Here is a 15,601-nt window from a genome sequence, read left to right as displayed (position 1 = left end):
TTAAGAAATGACAAATTTCGGGATTGGGAAAGCTGAAACTCGGCCTCGTAAGAGGACCTCGGCGCTGTTGTTGCCTACGGATTCAGCGGCATGCTCGACCATCTTCAAGGCATGAGGCAAGCGGTCGAACGAGGCGATTCGCAGATGCACTCGGGCAAAAGAAAACGCCCCTGACATAAGTCAGAGGCGGTTCCAAAAGCATTTTCAGAGGGCGGTTAGCCGCGCTCTTCGATGATCTCAACCAGATGCGGGATCTTGTTGACCATGCCGCGAACCGAAGGCGTATCCTCCAGCTCACGGGTGCGGTGCATCTTGTTCAGGCCCAGGCCGATCAGGGTTGCGCGCTGTTCGGCGGGGCGACGGATCGGAGAACCGATCTGCTTGACGACGATGGTTTTTGCCATTGCTCGCTACTCCTTACGCTTCGGCTTCAGCCGGTGCTTCGTCCCGCTTGGGCAGGATGTCGGCAACTTTTTTACCACGACGTGCGGCAACCGAACGCGGGCTCTGCTCTTTCTGCAGGCCGTTGATGGTAGCGCGGATCATGTTGTACGGGTTCTGCGAGCCCAGCGACTTGGAAACAACGTCCTTAACACCCAGCATTTCAAACACGGCACGCATCGGACCACCGGCGATGATACCAGTACCTTCAGGTGCGGTGCGCATAACCACTTTACCAGCGCCGTGACGGCCTTCGATGTCGTGGTGCAGAGTACGACCTTCGCGCAGTTGCACGCGGATCATCTGACGCTTGGCTTGCTCAGTCGCCTTACGGATGGCTTCAGGTACTTCTTTCGCTTTACCTTTGCCAAAGCCGACGCGGCCTTTCTGATCGCCGACAACCACCAGAGCGGCGAAGCCAAAGCGCTTACCACCTTTTACGGTTTTCGACACGCGGTTGATTGCGACCAGACGATCTGCAAATTCCGGTGCTTCTTCACGGTCGCGGCCACGGCCCCGACGGTTTTCACGTTCTGCCATTTGGCATCCCTTTTCTCATGTGGCGCATACGGCGCCGTTTGCTTCAATCCAAGTGAGCCCCGACTGTTGCCGAGGCCCCCGGATCATCGGGGCGGATCGAAACCCGCCCACAATCTTTAGTATCGCGCATCTTGATCCGAAAACCGGTTCCCACTTTTCGGGATGCGCTTGGTCTTAGATCTTCAGACCACCTTCACGCGCGGCGTCGGCAACTGCCTTCACCTTGCCGTGGAACAGGAAGCCACCACGATCGAAATAGGCCTCTTCGACGCCTGCCTTCTTGGCACGCTCGGCGATGGCCGCGCCCACCTTGGTGGCCGCTTCGACGTTGTTCTTGCCAACAACACCCAGATCTTTTTCCAGGGTCGAGGCCGATGCCAGGGTCACGCCACGAACGTCGTCGATCAGCTGAACGCTGATGTTCTTGTTCGAACGGTGAACCGACAGGCGTACACGGCCGGCGTTGACTTTGCGAAGTTTGTTCCGAACGCGCAGGCGGCGCTTCAGAAACAGGGTTCTTTTGCTGTTTGCCATTGTTTGCGTCCTTACTTCTTCTTGCCTTCCTTGCGGAAGATGAACTCGCCCTTGTAGCGGATGCCCTTGCCTTTGTACGGCTCGGGACGGCGCCATTCGCGGATTTTGGCCGCGACTTCGCCCACCTGCTGTTGGTCGATACCTTCCACAACGATCTCGGTCTGCTTCGGCGCGGTGATGGTGACACCTTCCGGAGCAGTGAAATCAACATCGTGGCTGTAGCCCAGGTTCAGCTTCAGGGTGTTGCCCTGCATCTGAGCCCGGTAACCAACACCCTGGATCTCCAGCTCTTTTTTGAAGCCTTCGGTCACACCGGTTACCAGGTTGGCAACCATGGTGCGGCTCATGCCCCACTGCTGGCGGGCACGCTTGGACATGCCACGGGGGTCGATCTTGACCACGTTGTCTTCAACCGACAGCGTCACGTCGTCGGTGGCGGTGAAGCTGCGGGTGCCTTTCGGACCTTTAACTTCGATGGTCTGGCCAGACACAGAGGCGGTAACGCCGCTGGGCAGCTCGACCGGTTTTTTACCAATACGAGACATTGCAGACCTCCTTAGAAGACGGTGCAGAGCACTTCGCCGCCAACATTGTTGGAGCGAGCGTTTGCGTCCGACATCACACCTTTCGGAGTGCTGACAATCGACACGCCCAGACCCTGACGGACCTGCGGGATGTCATTGACGCCCATGTAGACGCGACGACCGGGTTTCGAAACCCGCTTCAGTTCGCGAATAACAGGGGTGCCTTCGTAGTATTTCAGGCTGATTTCGATGGCCGGATGACCGTTTGCACCGGTCGTCTTTTCATAGCCACGGATGTAGCCTTCATCCGCCAGCACGTCCAGAACCCAACCGCGCAGCTTGGAAGCCGGGGTGGAAACTGTGGACTTGCCGCGCATTTGCGCGTTGCGGATACGGGTGAGCATATCGCCGATAGGATCATTCATATCTATGTCTCCCTTACCAGCTCGATTTCACCATGCCGGGGATCTGACCAGCAGAACCCAGCTCGCGCAGCGCGATACGGCTGACCTTCAGCTTACGGTAGTAAGCGTGGGGACGACCGGTCAGCTGACAACGGTTGTGCAGACGGGTAGCCGAGCTGTTGCGCGGCAGTTTCGCCAGTTTCAGACGCGCTTTGAAACGCTCTTCCATCGGGCGGCTCTCGTCATTCGCGATTTCTTTCAACTCGGCACGCTTTGCGGCATATTTGGCCACCAGGCGTTCGCGCTTCTTTTCGCGTTCGATCATTGCTTTCTTAGCCATGTCTCAATCCTCCCGGCGCTTACGCGTTGAACGGCATGTTGAATGCTTTCAACAGGCTCTTCGCTTCAGCGTCGGTTTTCGCTGTGGTGGCAATTACGATATCCAGGCCCCAGACCTCGTCGACCTTGTCGAAATCGATTTCCGGGAACACGATGTGCTCTTTCATGCCCATGGCAAAGTTGCCCTGACCATCGAAAGACGGCTTAACACCGCGGAAGTCACGAACGCGCGGCAGCGCGATGGTGATCAGGCGATCCAGGAATTCGTACATCCGGTCACCGCGCAGGGTCACTTTCGCGCCCAGCGGCATGTCTTCACGGACGCGGAAACCCGCGATCGACTTCTTCGCCTTGGTTGCAACGGCCTTTTGACCAGCAATCGCAGTCAGATCTTCGACAGCAGCTTTCGCTTTCTTCGAGTCTTTGACCGCCTCAGCACCACAACCGATGTTCAGAACGATTTTGTCCAGCTTGGGCAGCTGCATGTCGTTCTTGTAGCCGAACTCTTCTTTCAGAGCGGCACGGATGGTTTCAACGTACTGAGCTTTCAGACGCGGGGTGTAGGTTGCGGAATCAAGCATCGATCACGTCCCCTGTGGTCTTGGCGAAGCGAACCTTCTTGTCACCTTCCATGCGGAAGCCAACGCGGGTTGCTTTGCCGTTCTTGTCCAGCAGCGCCAGGTTCGACAATTCAATCGGGTTTGCCTGAGGCAGGCGACCACCTTGCGAAGTTTGCGACTGACGGGTGTGACGGATGGCAATGTTGATGCCTTCGACAACAGCTTTACCGGCTTTGGGGTCAACCGAGGAAATGGTTCCCTCTTTGCCCTTGTCCTTGCCGGCCAGCACGACGACCTTGTCGCCTTTGCGGAGTTTAGCAGCCATGATTACAGCACCTCCGGAGCCAGCGAGATGATTTTCATGAAGTTCTTGCCGCGCAGTTCACGAACAACGGGGCCAAAGATACGGGTACCGACTGGCTCGTTGTTGTTGTTCAGGATGACGGCGGCGTTGCGATCGAAGCGGATCGCTGTGCCGTCTTCGCGACGGACTTCCTTGGCGGTGCGTACGACAACGGCCTTACGGACGTCACCTTTCTTTACGCGGCCGCGCGGGATGGCTTCCTTCACCGAGACGACAATGATGTCGCCAACGGAGGCGTATTTACGCTTGGAACCACCCAGGACCTTGATGCACTGAACTCGGCGTGCGCCGGAGTTGTCAGCGACATCCAGATTGGTCTGCATCTGGATCATGTGGTTTCTCCCGACCTGTGGGGGCTGGTCTCGTTAGATCCCCCAGGGTTTCGACAAATGGGAAAATCCCGGAGGCTTACGCTTCCAGAACTTCCCAACGTTTCGTCTTCGATTTCGGCGCGCATTCGATGATGCGTACGGTGTCGCCGACCTTGAAGGCGTTCTTTTCGTCGTGAGCCCGGTATTTCTTGGACTTACGAACGGTTTTGTGCAGCAGCGGGTGCTTGAAACGACGCTCAACCGAAACGGTTACGGTTTGCTCGTTGGCGTCGCTGGTTACTACTCCGGACAGTATACGCTTGGGCATAGGATTACTCCTCCGATGCCGCAGCAGCGGCCTTTTCGTTCAGAATGGTTTTGACGCGGGCAGCGTTGCGGCGAGCCGCTTTGATGCCAGCAGTGTTTTCCAGCTGACCGGTTGCCTGTTGAAAGCGCAGGTTAAAGCTTTCTTTCTTCAGGTTGGCCAGTTCCTCGCGGAGCTGGTCCGGGGTCTTGTCACGCAGTTCTTGGGCGTTCATCGCCTTTTTCCTTTGCTCAAAACACCAGAAGGCCCCTGAAAGGGTCACCTTGGACCTGGTGGATGAATGATAGACATGCGAATCCCCCGACTCGGCCGGGGGACTTGCAGGATGCCGCCGTATAAGGGTTTAAGCGGTGGGTGGCAAGAGGAAGTTTTAGGGTGCGAATTGGACAGAAAAACCGTGTCTCACCGACGCCGGGTTGAAGCTACGGCCTATGAATTGTCTTCTTTGATTTGCAATTGGTGAAATCCGCTGTCCAATACAGGTAAAGAGTCACCAGCAGCCACGCCTCTTCTCAGCACCATTTGCAGCTCAGGGGCATATAACATCCGCTCAGTAAACGCGTGGGAACCCTCAACACTCTCTTTGAGCAAGACATCCCAAACTCGATACTTGCAGGCCCCAACCCTTTCAATCCGGTATCTTTGAAACTCGACCTCAATTGAACCCGACTGGGCATTGTCGGTGTTGGGATAGTCGACGAAGTCTGAGGTCCACTTCTTTTGACTGTCCAGGATATCTAGCGAGTCCAATTTTCGCTCATAACTTCGGAACCATTTTGTGTCGGGCAACCCTTGGGGCGGCAAAATTGGATGGGCAAAATAGACTTCTCGCCGAGCTTCATTTGCCCCCGGGTCGACGGTACTCGCAAGAATACCCCCCGCATGAGAGACGTATTCGATGTCATCCAGATTTTTGCCAGGCTCGCGAACAAGGACAATGCCGGTATCAACGTGTTCTTTACTGGGACACTCCGCGCCAACCGAAGACGCTAGCAACGCTACTAGAAAAGAACTGCCTAAAAAAAATTTAATCAACATTGAGGGTTTTCGCTCTCATTCCCACTTATAGTTGAAACTGACGCTGATCCGATCATCCTCGGCCATATTCATCGGAACTTCGTGGCGCAGCCAACTTTCCCAAAGTAGCACATCCCCCACTTGAGGCTGAACATAAATGAAAGGTTGCAAGTCCTTTCGCCCAAATTTTAGGCGCGTCGGCGCGGCCATCATGCGACCTGAACGCGGATCCTCCAGCTTCAACGCGCTCGCCGCTTCAGGCATGGCAACGTAGGTCGTGCCCGAGATCACACTGTGTGGGTGCAGGTGGCTGGAGTGCATGCCGCCCTCGGGCAGGATGTTGATCCACAGGTCCTCCAGCTTCAGCTCTCCCTCGCCCAGATCGAACTCCAAATCTTTCGCAAAGGCGGCGACGTGCTGATCCAGCGCCTTCACCAGATCGGCGAAGATCGGGAAGCGCCAAGGCAAATCGGTGAGCGAGGCGTAGCTGGTATAGCCGGGATAGCCATTCTCTTCACACCATTCCTGCCCGGCCTCATCATCCTCAGCAATAACAAGGCAGGAATTTTCCAGCTCGCCCGCGTCGATCTTGGGATCGAACTCGGACAAAGCAGCGCGATAGAGACGGGTAACGAAGAGTGATTCAATCTGTGCCATGCCCCGGCTATATCCCAGCCGAGGCACAAGGGCGAGAGCAGCCGCCTCAGAAAAGCGGCTGCTCGGGTGCGACCTTTCGTTTGGCGCTCTAGTAGAAGTAGCGCAGCCAGAGGTAGACGTTGGCGATCATCAGGGTCAGGATCATGATCGGGAACGCCATGAGCGCGAATTTGACAAAGCCAATCGGCTGCTTGGCCTTTTCGGCAAAGGCCGCGACCGTCAGGTTGGCGCTTGCGCCCAGCAAGGTCCCGTTGCCGCCCAGACAGGCGCCCAGAGCCAGCGACCACCACAGAGGCTCGATCGCATCGGGCCCGCCAAACGTGTCAGCCGTGGACTCGATCAGAGGGATCATCGTCGCCACAAAAGGGATGTTATCCAGAATGGCCGACAAGATACCCGAGGCCCAGAAGATGAAGAACGCGGTCCACATCATGTCGCCTTCGGTCAGCTCCAGCACTTTCTCACCGAAGAACTCAAGCAGGCCGACATGCTCGACACCTGCAACGATGACGAACAAACCGCCGAAGAAGAAAATGGTGATCCACTCAACCTCGCCAAAAATGTGGTGAACGGACTCGGACTGTTCTTCTCCGTGCTGGTGTCCGTAGGCTAGCAGCATCAGCAGCGCAGCACCGGCCAGCGCCGAGGTGCCCGGCTGGATGCCGTAGCCATGGCCAAGCGTGAAGCCAAGAAGGGTCAGCGCCAGAACCGACAGGGATTTGATCATCAGGCCGACATCGGTGATCGCTTCGTTTTCGTTGAAACGCATGATCTTTTCGCAGGCCGATTTGGGGATGGCGGCCAGCGTGCGGCGGTTCATCAAATAAATTATACCGGTCAGCACCACCAGACAGATGGCCGAGATCGGCGCAAGATTGACCACAAAGTCATTGAAGCTAAGGCCCGCAGCCGAGCCGATAATGATGTTCGGCGGGTCACCAATCAAAGTGGCCGTACCGCCCACATTCGAGGCCAGAATCTCGGCGAAGAAGAACGGGTAAACCCGCGTTTCCAGTGCGTCCGTAATCAGCAAGGTAATCGGTGCGATCAACAGAACAGTGGTCACGTTGTCGAGCAGAGCCGAGAACACCGCCGTGATCAGCGTCAGCATGATCAGGATGCCGGTCGGATTGGCCTTAACCACCTTTGCGGCCTTGATGGCGACGAATTGGAACAACCCGCACTTGCTGGTGATCCCGACGATCACCATCATGCCAATCAGCAGGGCCAATGTGTTGGCATCAACGCCCGCGACGGCCTGTTCCTGGTTGATGATGCCGAACAGCACCATCAGCGATGCCCCCAGCATGGCCAGAATGGCGCGGTTTACTTTTTCGGTTACCAGGACGGCATAAACAGCAATCAGGATACCGGTGGCGACCCACAGAGGGTCAATCCCCAACAGCTGAGGAACGGAGAACGCGTGTTCTCCATGCGAAACGGAATGGTCGGTCAATGGTCTGATCCGGTCTTTAGGGGTTAGCTCAGCGCGTGATCAATCAACGAGTTCGGGCTGACAGAGCCGACGAAGCGATTGGTCTCGGGTTCCACGAGGAAAACGTGGCGTTTGAATTTGTGGATCAGGAAAATGCCTTCCATCACCGGCGTGTCGGGTGCGAGAACCGGGATGTTGGCCGGGTTCGACATGTGATCTCCGACTCGCTCTTCGTGCAGGCGCTTGATCTGTTCGCTGATGTCTTCCTTGGTCAAATCCATAAAGCTGAGATGGCTGATCGCAACGCGCGAAGTCTCATCGCTGACACCAATACGGGCCGCACGCGGCAGGATCATCTTGATCAACGTGGGCGCGGTGAAAACGCCTTGGAAGCTCCCGTCATCCCCCACCACCGGCAAGAACCGGGCGCGGCTGTCGCGGATGATCTCAAACGCCTTGGCGACTGTATCATCGGGATGAATTGTCTTCTGTTTTTCGGGGGGGACCATGACGTCCCGGCAAGTAAGGCCCATACGTGTCCTCGGTCTTTCAGCGGGGTTTCAGAGCCAAGGCACGGTTCGTGCTCAAGCCGTATCGGAGTAAGATCGACCCAAGCTCTGATTGGGAAGGTATTGCGAGCGCTTCTTTTCACCAGATGAGAGAATATGCCACCCCTGAGCCCCATCTTTTTTGCAATGCCGGTATTGAATCTCGGAATTGGGCGCCTAGCGGGTTTGCGAGAGGCCAGAAACAAAAAAGCCCCCACCGATTTCTCGGTGGGGGCAATGCTGTTCGGGTTTCCCCAGACTGTTTACCAGTCTTCGCGAACCACGACGCGGGTCTTGATCGGCAGCTTCATCGCAGCCAGGCGCAGGGCCTCGCGGGCGATGTCGTCATTGACGCCGTCGATCTCGAACATCACGCGGCCAGGCTTGACTTTGCATGCCCAGCGGTCGACCGAACCTTTGCCTTTACCCATACGAACTTCGATCGGCTTTGCAGTGACCGGAGTGTCGGGGAAGATGCGGATCCAGACGCGGCCCTGACGCTTCATGTGGCGCGTCATGGCACGACGTGCAGCTTCGATCTGGCGTGCAGTTACACGCTCAGGCTCAAGAGCTTTCAGGCCGTAGGTGCCAAAGTTCAGATCAGAGCCGCCCTTGGCGAGACCCTTGATCCGGCCTTTGTGCATCTTGCGGAATTTAGTACGCTTTGGTTGAAGCATATCTTTCCCTCCTTAGCGACGACCGCCACCAGCACCACGAGGTGCAGGGCCGTCCTGGAGTTCCTGTGCTTTACGGTCACGTGCCTGCGGATCGTGCTCCATGATCTCACCTTTGAAGATCCAGACCTTGATCCCGATGATCCCGTAAGGAGTCATCGCTTCGGCATGTGCGTAATCGATGTCGGCACGCAGGGTGTGCAGAGGCACGCGGCCTTCGCGGTACCACTCGGTCCGTGCGATTTCGGCGCCGCCCAGACGACCCGCGACGTTCACCCGGATACCCAGGGCGCCCATGCGCATGGCGTTCTGAACCGACCGCTTCATGGCGCGACGGAACGAAACACGACGTTCCAGCTGCTGAGCGATGGACTCGGCAACCAGCTGCGCGTCAAGCTCGGGCTTGCGCACTTCGACGATGTTCAGGTGCAGTTCGCTGTCGGTCATACGAGCAAGCTTTTTGCGCAGAACTTCGATGTCTGCACCTTTCTTGCCGATGATGACACCGGGACGTGCTGTGTGGATCGTAACGCGGCACTTCTTGTGCGGACGTTCGATGATCACACGGGCAACACCGGCCTGCTTGCACTCTTTGTTGATGAACTCACGGATCTTGAGGTCTTCCAGCAGAAGATCACCGTAGTCCTTGGTGTCGGCGTACCAGCGGCTGTCCCACGTGCGGTTGACCTGCAGGCGCATGCCGATCGGATTTACTTTATGACCCATTAGGCTTGCTCCTCAACTTGACGCACCTTGATGGTGATCTCCGAGAACGGCTTCATGATCTTGCCGAAACGGCCACGGGCACGCGGACGACCACGCTTCATGACCAGGTTCTTGCCAACCCATGCTTCGGCGACGATCAGCTCGTCAACGTCCAGGTTGTGGTTGTTTTCGGCATTCGCGATTGCGGACTGCAGGCACTTCTTGACGTCCTGCGCGACACGCTTGTTCGAGAAAGTCAGGTCGGTCAGAGCCTTCTCAACTTTCTTGCCGCGGATCATTTGCGCAACCAGGTTCAGTTTCTGCGGGCTGGTGCGAAGCATGCGGGTTTTCGCCATTGCTTCGTTTTCAGCCACGCGGCGGGGGTTCTTTTCCTTGCCCATGACTTACTTCCGCTTCGCTTTTTTGTCTGCGGCGTGGCCATAATAGGTGCGCGTCGGCGAGTATTCACCGAACTTCTGACCGATCATGTCTTCCGAGACGTTGACGGGAATGTGCTTCTGGCCGTTGTACACACCAAATGTCAGACCCACGAACTGGGGCAGAATGGTGGAACGACGCGACCAGATTTTGATGACTTCGTTGCGGCCCGACTCGCGCGCTGCTTCGGCTTTTTTCAGCACGTAAGCATCGACGAAAGGACCCTTCCAAACAGAGCGAGACATGGATTAACGTCCCTTCTTCTTGGCGTGCCGCGAGCGGATGATCAGCTTCTGGGACGCTTTGTTCTTGTTGCGGGTACGCTTACCCTTGGTGTCCTTACCCCACGGCGTAACCGGTGTACGGCCACCCGAGGTACGACCTTCACCACCACCGTGCGGGTGATCGATCGGGTTCATTGCAACACCACGAACCGACGGACGAACGCCCTTGTGGCGCATACGACCGGCTTTACCGAGGTTTTGGTTCGAGTTGTCGGGGTTGGACACGGCACCGATGGTGGCCATGCATTCCTGACGGACCATGCGCAGCTCGCCCGAGCTCAGACGGATCTGAGCGTAGCCGCCATCGCGACCAACGAACTGAGCGTAAGTACCGGCCGCACGTGCGATCTGACCGCCTTTACCAGGCTTCATCTCGATGTTGTGGACGATGGTACCGATGGGCATACCCGAGAACGGCATTGCGTTGCCCGGCTTGATGTCGGCCTTGGCGGATGCCACGACTTTGTCCCCAACAGCCAGACGCTGCGGAGCCAGGATATATGCCTGCTCGCCGTCTTCGTATTTTACCAGTGCGATGAATGCGGTCCGGTTCGGGTCATATTCGATCCGCTCGACGGTTGCCGCGACATCAAATTTGTTCCGTTTGAAGTCAACGATCCGGTAGAGACGCTTTGCGCCACCGCCGCGGCGGCGTGAAGTGATCCGTCCGGTGTTGTTCCGGCCGCCCGATTTGGTCAAACCCTCTGTGAGAGACTTGACCGGACGTCCTTTCCAAAGCTCCGAACGGTCGATCAGCACCAGCCCGCGCTGGCCCGGCGTCGTCGGCTTGTACGACTTGAGTGCCATGCTTTCTGTCTTCCGTTTAGCAAGTGCAGGGAGTTTCCCCGCTATGTGATAGGCCCCCGTAGGTGCCAAGGGTATAGGGCCCCGAAGGTCCCCGGTTACAAATATCAGAGGCCCCGGAACGAATCCGAGGCCGCAAGATTGGGTGCAAATAGCAGTGTTGGGGGTGGGTGTCTATAGGGGAAACAACTATCCTTATTCAGCATTGTTAATCCTCCGAGTGAGACAAGCCCAACTCACCTAATCACCCTCGTCCTCTTCGGATATGAGAAGCTTCACGTGTTTCTTGAGCTGTCCGATAGCTTTTTCCATAAAGAAGTGAAAGCGCATCTCTCTCTGTTCGTCCTTGGTGGAGCTTTCAAACTCCCAGAGCATTGCCTTGATCTTCAGGTATTTCTCATCGCCTGCCTTAGTCCGCCGAGTAAACGAATAAGGAACAGACCCGAGCACCGCCATAGAAACTCCGGCCACGCTAATCAAAAACGGATCAACAATTAGGCCATTTGCTTCCAAATCTCGCAACTCAGAAGACAAACGCTTTTCTGCATCTGAAATCTGCAACTTCTTAACCGGAGAGCCGAAATTCTTCCTCAAAGCTTGGAACGAACCCGGTTTCGATCGCACATATTGGCTGCCAGCATTTGAGAAATCCACGGGATTAGCTTTAAGAAACTCTTCAAAGTGGCGGCCAATGTACTCATCTATTCTCTTAATCTCACTGGGGAAGGTCAGCTCCTTGCGACTTTCCAAGTGCCAAGCATATGCAGCGAAAATCAATGGCCAAACATAGTCTGACTTGCCAGTGACCAAGCGCGAGAACTCGTCACATTCATCTTGGTTCGGCCAATCGTTCGGGTTGGTTAAGGACAATATTCCGTAAGAAAATGGACTAATATCTGGTGCCTGCATAAAAGAATTTCACTGTACAATTTAGCAAACCACTACTCCAACAACCCAAAACGTTCCAGACCTGAGTTTCCTTGATCCAGAACGTAAACATTTACAAATCCAAGCGCGGGACAAGGCCGAAGGCCGCCGCGCCAGCGACTGCCCGTCCCGGCGGGCTGGCGCTTTGGGGACGTTTCGCCTCGGTATGAGGTCGGATGTATTTGGCATCATAAAGCGCACTGATCAGACGTGACAGCGCCATCCCACGGGCAGTCGCTGGCGCGGCTTGCGCGCTTACCCGAGGGACCGCCTGCGGCACAGTGGCTCGGCCTCCACCGCGATCCTCTGCTTGAGCTTGATATGGCCCAAGACCTCGCGAAAAGCGCGGTGTTTGGGTTTGCCTTCCAGATAATCCGCAAGTTTGAGCAGGTTGATTGGGTGTTTCGCAATCAACCCCTCGATCCGCTGCACGGCATCGTCCAACTCATAGTGATCCACGTACTGACAGGCCACCTGCGTCGGCGTCAGCAGGCAGTAATCCTGCGGGCGTTTCTCGGTGTAGCGCGCGATATCGAAAGGTGACGCACCGAGGGCATGGAACTTGGGGATGTGCACGCGCATATCGGCCTCGGCATGCTCCAGCACCGTGCCGGAGGTCTGGCGGAACCCCAACGGGCCAAGCTTGCCGACCACATGCTTGCGCATCGCCGGAGAGATCATGTCCACATCTGCGCGGTCGTATTTCAGATCATCGAAAACCGACAACAGCCCCAGCTTCTCATCGGCAATCTGAAAATAAGGCTCGGCACTGAACGCCCGCATCTGCTCCAGCACCTGCGCACGCACGGTTTCAGGGTCTGAAACGAAATCGGCCCCGGCGGGTTGAACCGCCGAGGCCGTGAATAGTCGCAGTAAGCGTCGGATCAAAGACCAGTGCTCACGTCGATGGTGTTCCCCTCTTCCAGGGTCACATATGCTTTTTTGACGTCTTTCCGACGGCCCAGCTGGCCGCGGAACCGCTTGACCTTGCCTTTGGTCACGGTGGTGTTCACCGCTTTGACCTTCACACCAAACAGCGCCTCAACGGCCTCTTTGATCTGCGGCTTGTTGCTGTCGATCGCCACTTCAAAGACAACCGCGCCATTTTCGGACGCCATGGTCGATTTTTCGGTGATGATCGGCTTGCGGATCACGTCGTAGTGTTCTGCCTTAGCGCTCATTTCAGACGAGCCTCCAATGCTTCGACAGCCGCTTTGGTGAGCACTAGGGTGTCACGCTTGAGGATGTCATAGACGTTTGCGCCCATCGTCGGCAGGATATCCAGACCTTCGATGTTCTTGGACGCTTTCAGGAACCCTTCGTTCACGGTCGCGCCGTCGATGACCAGAGCACGTTTCCAGCCCAGGTTTGCAACCTGTTTGGCCAGAGCGGCGGTCTTGCCTTCGGCTTCGGCGTTTTCGATCACAACCAGTTCACCTGCCTTGGCTTTGGCCGACAGAGCGTGGCGCAGGCCAAGCTTGCGGAACTTCTTGGGCAGGTCGTGGCCGTGCGAACGCACGACAGGGCCTTTGTAGATACCACCACCACGGAAGATCGGCGCGTTACGGTCACCATGGCGTGCGCCACCGGTGCCCTTCTGGCGATAGATCTTCTTGGTCGAGTAGCTGGTTTCCGAGCGGGTTTTCACCTTGTGGGTGCCGGCCTGCGCGTTGTTGCGCTGCCAACGGACCACACGGTGCAGGATGTCCGCGCGCGGCTCGAGGCCGAACAGATCGGCGTTCAGCTCGATGTCGCCGGCTTTGCCGCCGTCCAGTTTGATTACATCAAGTTTCATGCTTCACCACCTTCCGCGGGAGCTTCTTCCGCAGGTGCTTCGGTTGCAGCCGACTTCACAGCAGCCGGGAAAGGCAGGCCTTCCGGTGCTTTCTTCTTCACGGCGTCCTTGACGGTGACCCAGCCCGATTTCGGTCCGGGAACGGCGCCTTTGATAAAGACCAGGTTCCGGTCGGCGTCGGTTTTGACGACTTCCAGGTTCTGGGTGGTAACACGGGCAGCACCCATGTGACCGGCCATCTTCTTGCCTTTGAAAACCTTGCCTGGGTCCTGACACTGACCGGTCGAACCGTGCGAACGGTGGCTGATCGAAACACCGTGCGAGGCGCGCAGACCACCAAAGTTCCAGCGCTTCATCGCACCGGCAAAGCCTTTACCGATCGAGGTACCCGAAACGTCAACTTTCTGACCTTCCAGGAAGTGTTCTGCCGAAATCTCGGCGCCTACATCAATCAGGCCATCTTCGGAGACGCGGAACTCGGCCAGCTTACGCTTGGGCTCGACCTTGGCAGCGGCATAGTGACCGCGCATGGCTTTCGAGGTGCGTTTTGCCTTGGCAGCGCCGGCGCCCAGCTGAACGGCGGTGTAGCCGTCTTTGTCAGCCGTACGCTGTGCAACGACCTGCAGGTTGTCCAGGTGAAGAACGGTCACAGGGATCTGCTTGCCGTCTTCCATGAACAGGCGGGTCATGCCGACTTTTTTTGCGATAATACCAGAGCGCATAATCTATACCCTCCGATCTTACGACTGCAGCTTGATCTCGACGTCCACACCAGCAGCGAGGTCGAGCTTCATCAGCGCGTCAACGGTCTGGGGGGTCGGATCAACGATGTCGAGCAGACGCTTGTGCGTACGGATCTCGAACTGGTCGCGGGATTTCTTGTCAACGTGAGGGCCACGGAGAACCGTGAACTTCTCAATCTTGTTCGGTAGCGGGATAGGGCCGCGCACGTTCGCGCCGGTCCGCTTGGCAGTGTTGACGATCTCTTGCGTGCTGGCATCCAGAACGCGATAGTCAAATGCCTTCAGCCGAATACGGATATTTTGGCTTTGCATATTAACAGCCTTTTTTAGGCGTTGAGGTTGAGAGGAGGACAGACGCGCATCGCCAACCCTCTTCGAACCCAAAAGGCGGGAATCACCCCGCCTTGACGTTCTTATCGAGAACTCGCGCGTATTAGTGGGGTTGGTGGGGTTTGGCAAGGGGTTTGTTGGCTTTGTCCCACCTCAAATAGCGACACGACCTAGCACTAAGAACTGATCTTCAGGACCAACTTCGCAACAAGAACGCGCTAAAGAACTATGGGCGAGGTGTAAAGCCTACACGCGACAATTGAGCATTCAGAGAAAACCGACTTGGTCTGGAAGGTTTTCACCCCACGCTACAGTGAATACGCTGGTTGACGACACAGTTTCTGGACGTGCTTTAGCGCTTCAGATTCTGTTAGGCTGCTCGGCAAGCCGGACGTCGAACCGCTTACGCTCGCGGCTAAACTCACTGATATCACAGTCGACTTCCTGGTCGTCGTCACTAAGGATCGCAGCACGCATGTCCTCCAGATCCTTGCTGTGAAGGATTTGCGTTCCATAGTTCAAGAATTCAAAACCTAACATGATTTCCTCCTGATAGCGTCAGCGGATCGGCCTGCGCACGCCCCGCTTTTTCTTTCAGATCACATGTGGGTTTCCTGTCTTTGGGTGAGGTGGAGTTTGGATTAAGAAACCACAATCCGTTTTGCCCTTAACGACGGCGAGCTTTCCAAGCGTCATCTCGGTTCGAACACGTTTAGGCCCACCTCGGAAACGTATAGCTCAAACGAAAAAGGGCGTCCCGAGGGACGCCCTTTCCATCTGATCATTCGCTTGCGCGACTTATTCAGTGATTTTCGACACAACGCCGGCGCCGACGGTGCGGCCGCCTTCGCGGATCGCGAAGCGCAGGCCCTGCTCCATCGCGATCGGCGCGATCAGCTCAA

General features: G+C 56.5%; 29 protein-coding genes. All 29 read right to left on the bottom strand.

Going from position 1 to position 15,601, the window contains the following annotated elements:
• Positions 1-215: 215 nt before the first annotated feature.
• Entirely contained in the window at positions 216-404 is a 189-nt protein-coding gene (rpmD, locus tag ACR0C3_RS22220; RefSeq protein WP_074736195.1) for a 50S ribosomal protein L30, read from the bottom strand.
• Positions 405-417: 13 nt separating this feature from the next.
• Entirely contained in the window at positions 418-981 is a 564-nt protein-coding gene (rpsE, locus tag ACR0C3_RS22215; protein ID WP_170356677.1) for a 30S ribosomal protein S5, read from the bottom strand.
• Between the two features lie 174 nt (positions 982-1,155).
• The gene (rplR, locus tag ACR0C3_RS22210) at positions 1,156-1,515 is read right to left on the bottom strand and encodes a 50S ribosomal protein L18 (RefSeq protein ID WP_039523386.1); all 360 of its coding nucleotides are present in this window, start codon (positions 1,513-1,515) and stop codon (positions 1,156-1,158) included.
• Positions 1,516-1,526: 11 nt separating this feature from the next.
• On the bottom strand, positions 1,527-2,060 hold the full coding sequence (rplF, locus tag ACR0C3_RS22205) for a 50S ribosomal protein L6 (protein ID WP_170373361.1): 534 nt from the start codon (positions 2,058-2,060) through the stop codon (positions 1,527-1,529).
• An 11-nt stretch (positions 2,061-2,071) separates the two neighbouring features.
• Entirely contained in the window at positions 2,072-2,464 is a 393-nt protein-coding gene (gene rpsH, locus ACR0C3_RS22200; RefSeq protein ID WP_170373360.1) for a 30S ribosomal protein S8, read from the bottom strand.
• 13 nt (positions 2,465-2,477) lie between these two features.
• Positions 2,478-2,783, bottom strand: coding sequence for a 30S ribosomal protein S14 (rpsN, locus tag ACR0C3_RS22195; RefSeq protein ID WP_068340744.1), 306 nt, complete (start codon positions 2,781-2,783; stop codon positions 2,478-2,480).
• A 19-nt stretch (positions 2,784-2,802) separates the two neighbouring features.
• Positions 2,803-3,363, bottom strand: coding sequence for a 50S ribosomal protein L5 (gene rplE, locus ACR0C3_RS22190; RefSeq protein ID WP_170356680.1), 561 nt, complete (start codon positions 3,361-3,363; stop codon positions 2,803-2,805).
• Entirely contained in the window at positions 3,356-3,667 is a 312-nt protein-coding gene (rplX, locus tag ACR0C3_RS22185; protein WP_068340764.1) for a 50S ribosomal protein L24, read from the bottom strand. Before rplX ends, rplE begins: the two co-directional genes overlap by 8 nt.
• 2 nt (positions 3,668-3,669) lie before the next feature.
• Positions 3,670-4,038, bottom strand: a complete 369-nt coding sequence (gene rplN / locus ACR0C3_RS22180) for a 50S ribosomal protein L14 (RefSeq protein ID WP_008757934.1) — start codon at positions 4,036-4,038, stop codon at positions 3,670-3,672.
• Between the two features lie 76 nt (positions 4,039-4,114).
• Positions 4,115-4,345, bottom strand: coding sequence for a 30S ribosomal protein S17 (gene rpsQ, locus ACR0C3_RS22175; protein WP_152459158.1), 231 nt, complete (start codon positions 4,343-4,345; stop codon positions 4,115-4,117).
• Between the two features lie 4 nt (positions 4,346-4,349).
• Positions 4,350-4,556, bottom strand: a complete 207-nt coding sequence (gene rpmC, locus ACR0C3_RS22170; RefSeq protein WP_010437082.1) for a 50S ribosomal protein L29 — start codon at positions 4,554-4,556, stop codon at positions 4,350-4,352.
• A 215-nt stretch (positions 4,557-4,771) separates the two neighbouring features.
• Positions 4,772-5,380 (bottom strand): hypothetical protein, encoded by a 609-nt coding sequence (locus ACR0C3_RS22165; RefSeq protein ID WP_480760569.1) that lies wholly within the window; start codon positions 5,378-5,380, stop codon positions 4,772-4,774.
• 15 nt (positions 5,381-5,395) lie between these two features.
• A complete protein-coding gene (locus tag ACR0C3_RS22160) occupies positions 5,396-6,016 on the bottom strand; it encodes a 2OG-Fe(II) oxygenase family protein (RefSeq protein WP_480760567.1) in 621 nt (206 codons plus the stop codon).
• An 88-nt stretch (positions 6,017-6,104) separates the two neighbouring features.
• Positions 6,105-7,472 carry an ArsB/NhaD family transporter gene (locus ACR0C3_RS22155; protein WP_170380523.1) on the bottom strand — a complete coding sequence of 456 codons (1,368 nt, stop codon included), beginning with the start codon at positions 7,470-7,472 and terminating at the stop codon, positions 6,105-6,107.
• 23 nt (positions 7,473-7,495) lie between these two features.
• Positions 7,496-7,960, bottom strand: coding sequence for a CBS domain-containing protein (locus tag ACR0C3_RS22150; RefSeq protein ID WP_170380522.1), 465 nt, complete (start codon positions 7,958-7,960; stop codon positions 7,496-7,498).
• Positions 7,961-8,262: 302 nt separating this feature from the next.
• On the bottom strand, positions 8,263-8,676 hold the full coding sequence (gene rplP / locus ACR0C3_RS22145; protein WP_058283513.1) for a 50S ribosomal protein L16: 414 nt from the start codon (positions 8,674-8,676) through the stop codon (positions 8,263-8,265).
• A 12-nt stretch (positions 8,677-8,688) separates the two neighbouring features.
• A complete protein-coding gene (gene rpsC, locus ACR0C3_RS22140) occupies positions 8,689-9,399 on the bottom strand; it encodes a 30S ribosomal protein S3 (RefSeq protein ID WP_008758042.1) in 711 nt (236 codons plus the stop codon).
• Positions 9,399-9,779, bottom strand: a complete 381-nt coding sequence (gene rplV, locus ACR0C3_RS22135) for a 50S ribosomal protein L22 (protein ID WP_039538267.1) — start codon at positions 9,777-9,779, stop codon at positions 9,399-9,401. Before rplV ends, rpsC begins: the two co-directional genes overlap by 1 nt.
• A 3-nt stretch (positions 9,780-9,782) precedes the next feature.
• Entirely contained in the window at positions 9,783-10,061 is a 279-nt protein-coding gene (rpsS, locus tag ACR0C3_RS22130) for a 30S ribosomal protein S19 (RefSeq protein ID WP_005980699.1), read from the bottom strand.
• A gap of 3 nt (positions 10,062-10,064) precedes the next feature.
• Positions 10,065-10,907 carry a 50S ribosomal protein L2 gene (gene rplB / locus ACR0C3_RS22125; RefSeq protein WP_120633917.1) on the bottom strand — a complete coding sequence of 281 codons (843 nt, stop codon included), beginning with the start codon at positions 10,905-10,907 and terminating at the stop codon, positions 10,065-10,067.
• Between the two features lie 237 nt (positions 10,908-11,144).
• Positions 11,145-11,813: a hypothetical protein gene (locus ACR0C3_RS22120; protein WP_480760565.1), complete on the bottom strand. Its 669-nt coding sequence runs from the start codon at positions 11,811-11,813 to the stop codon at positions 11,145-11,147.
• A gap of 91 nt (positions 11,814-11,904) precedes the next feature.
• Entirely contained in the window at positions 11,905-12,054 is a 150-nt protein-coding gene (locus ACR0C3_RS22115) for a hypothetical protein (RefSeq protein WP_480760564.1), read from the bottom strand.
• Between the two features lie 32 nt (positions 12,055-12,086).
• Entirely contained in the window at positions 12,087-12,719 is a 633-nt protein-coding gene (locus tag ACR0C3_RS22110) for a hypothetical protein (RefSeq protein ID WP_480542339.1), read from the bottom strand.
• Positions 12,716-13,012, bottom strand: a complete 297-nt coding sequence (locus ACR0C3_RS22105) for a 50S ribosomal protein L23 (RefSeq protein WP_008757532.1) — start codon at positions 13,010-13,012, stop codon at positions 12,716-12,718. Before ACR0C3_RS22105 ends, ACR0C3_RS22110 begins: the two co-directional genes overlap by 4 nt.
• A complete protein-coding gene (rplD, locus tag ACR0C3_RS22100; RefSeq protein ID WP_170463489.1) occupies positions 13,009-13,626 on the bottom strand; it encodes a 50S ribosomal protein L4 in 618 nt (205 codons plus the stop codon). Before rplD ends, ACR0C3_RS22105 begins: the two co-directional genes overlap by 4 nt.
• On the bottom strand, positions 13,623-14,348 hold the full coding sequence (gene rplC, locus ACR0C3_RS22095) for a 50S ribosomal protein L3 (protein ID WP_008758167.1): 726 nt from the start codon (positions 14,346-14,348) through the stop codon (positions 13,623-13,625). The genes rplD and rplC overlap by 4 nt, the downstream gene beginning before the upstream one ends.
• Positions 14,349-14,366: 18 nt before the next feature.
• Positions 14,367-14,681 (bottom strand): 30S ribosomal protein S10, encoded by a 315-nt coding sequence (gene rpsJ, locus ACR0C3_RS22090; RefSeq protein ID WP_008756422.1) that lies wholly within the window; start codon positions 14,679-14,681, stop codon positions 14,367-14,369.
• Between the two features lie 378 nt (positions 14,682-15,059).
• Complete coding sequence (locus tag ACR0C3_RS22085; RefSeq protein ID WP_170642065.1) at positions 15,060-15,239, bottom strand: hypothetical protein; 180 nt, start codon at positions 15,237-15,239, stop codon at positions 15,060-15,062.
• A gap of 258 nt (positions 15,240-15,497) precedes the next feature.
• Positions 15,498-15,601: EF-Tu C-terminal domain-related protein (locus ACR0C3_RS22080; protein ID WP_480759078.1), on the bottom strand; the 104-nt coding region annotated here is incomplete at its 5' end.

The sequence above is a fragment of the Ruegeria sp. CK3 genome, assembly GCF_056536565.1.
The sequence above is the reverse complement of the archived record's forward strand: the minus strand, read 5'-3'. Positions and strand labels throughout refer to the sequence as shown.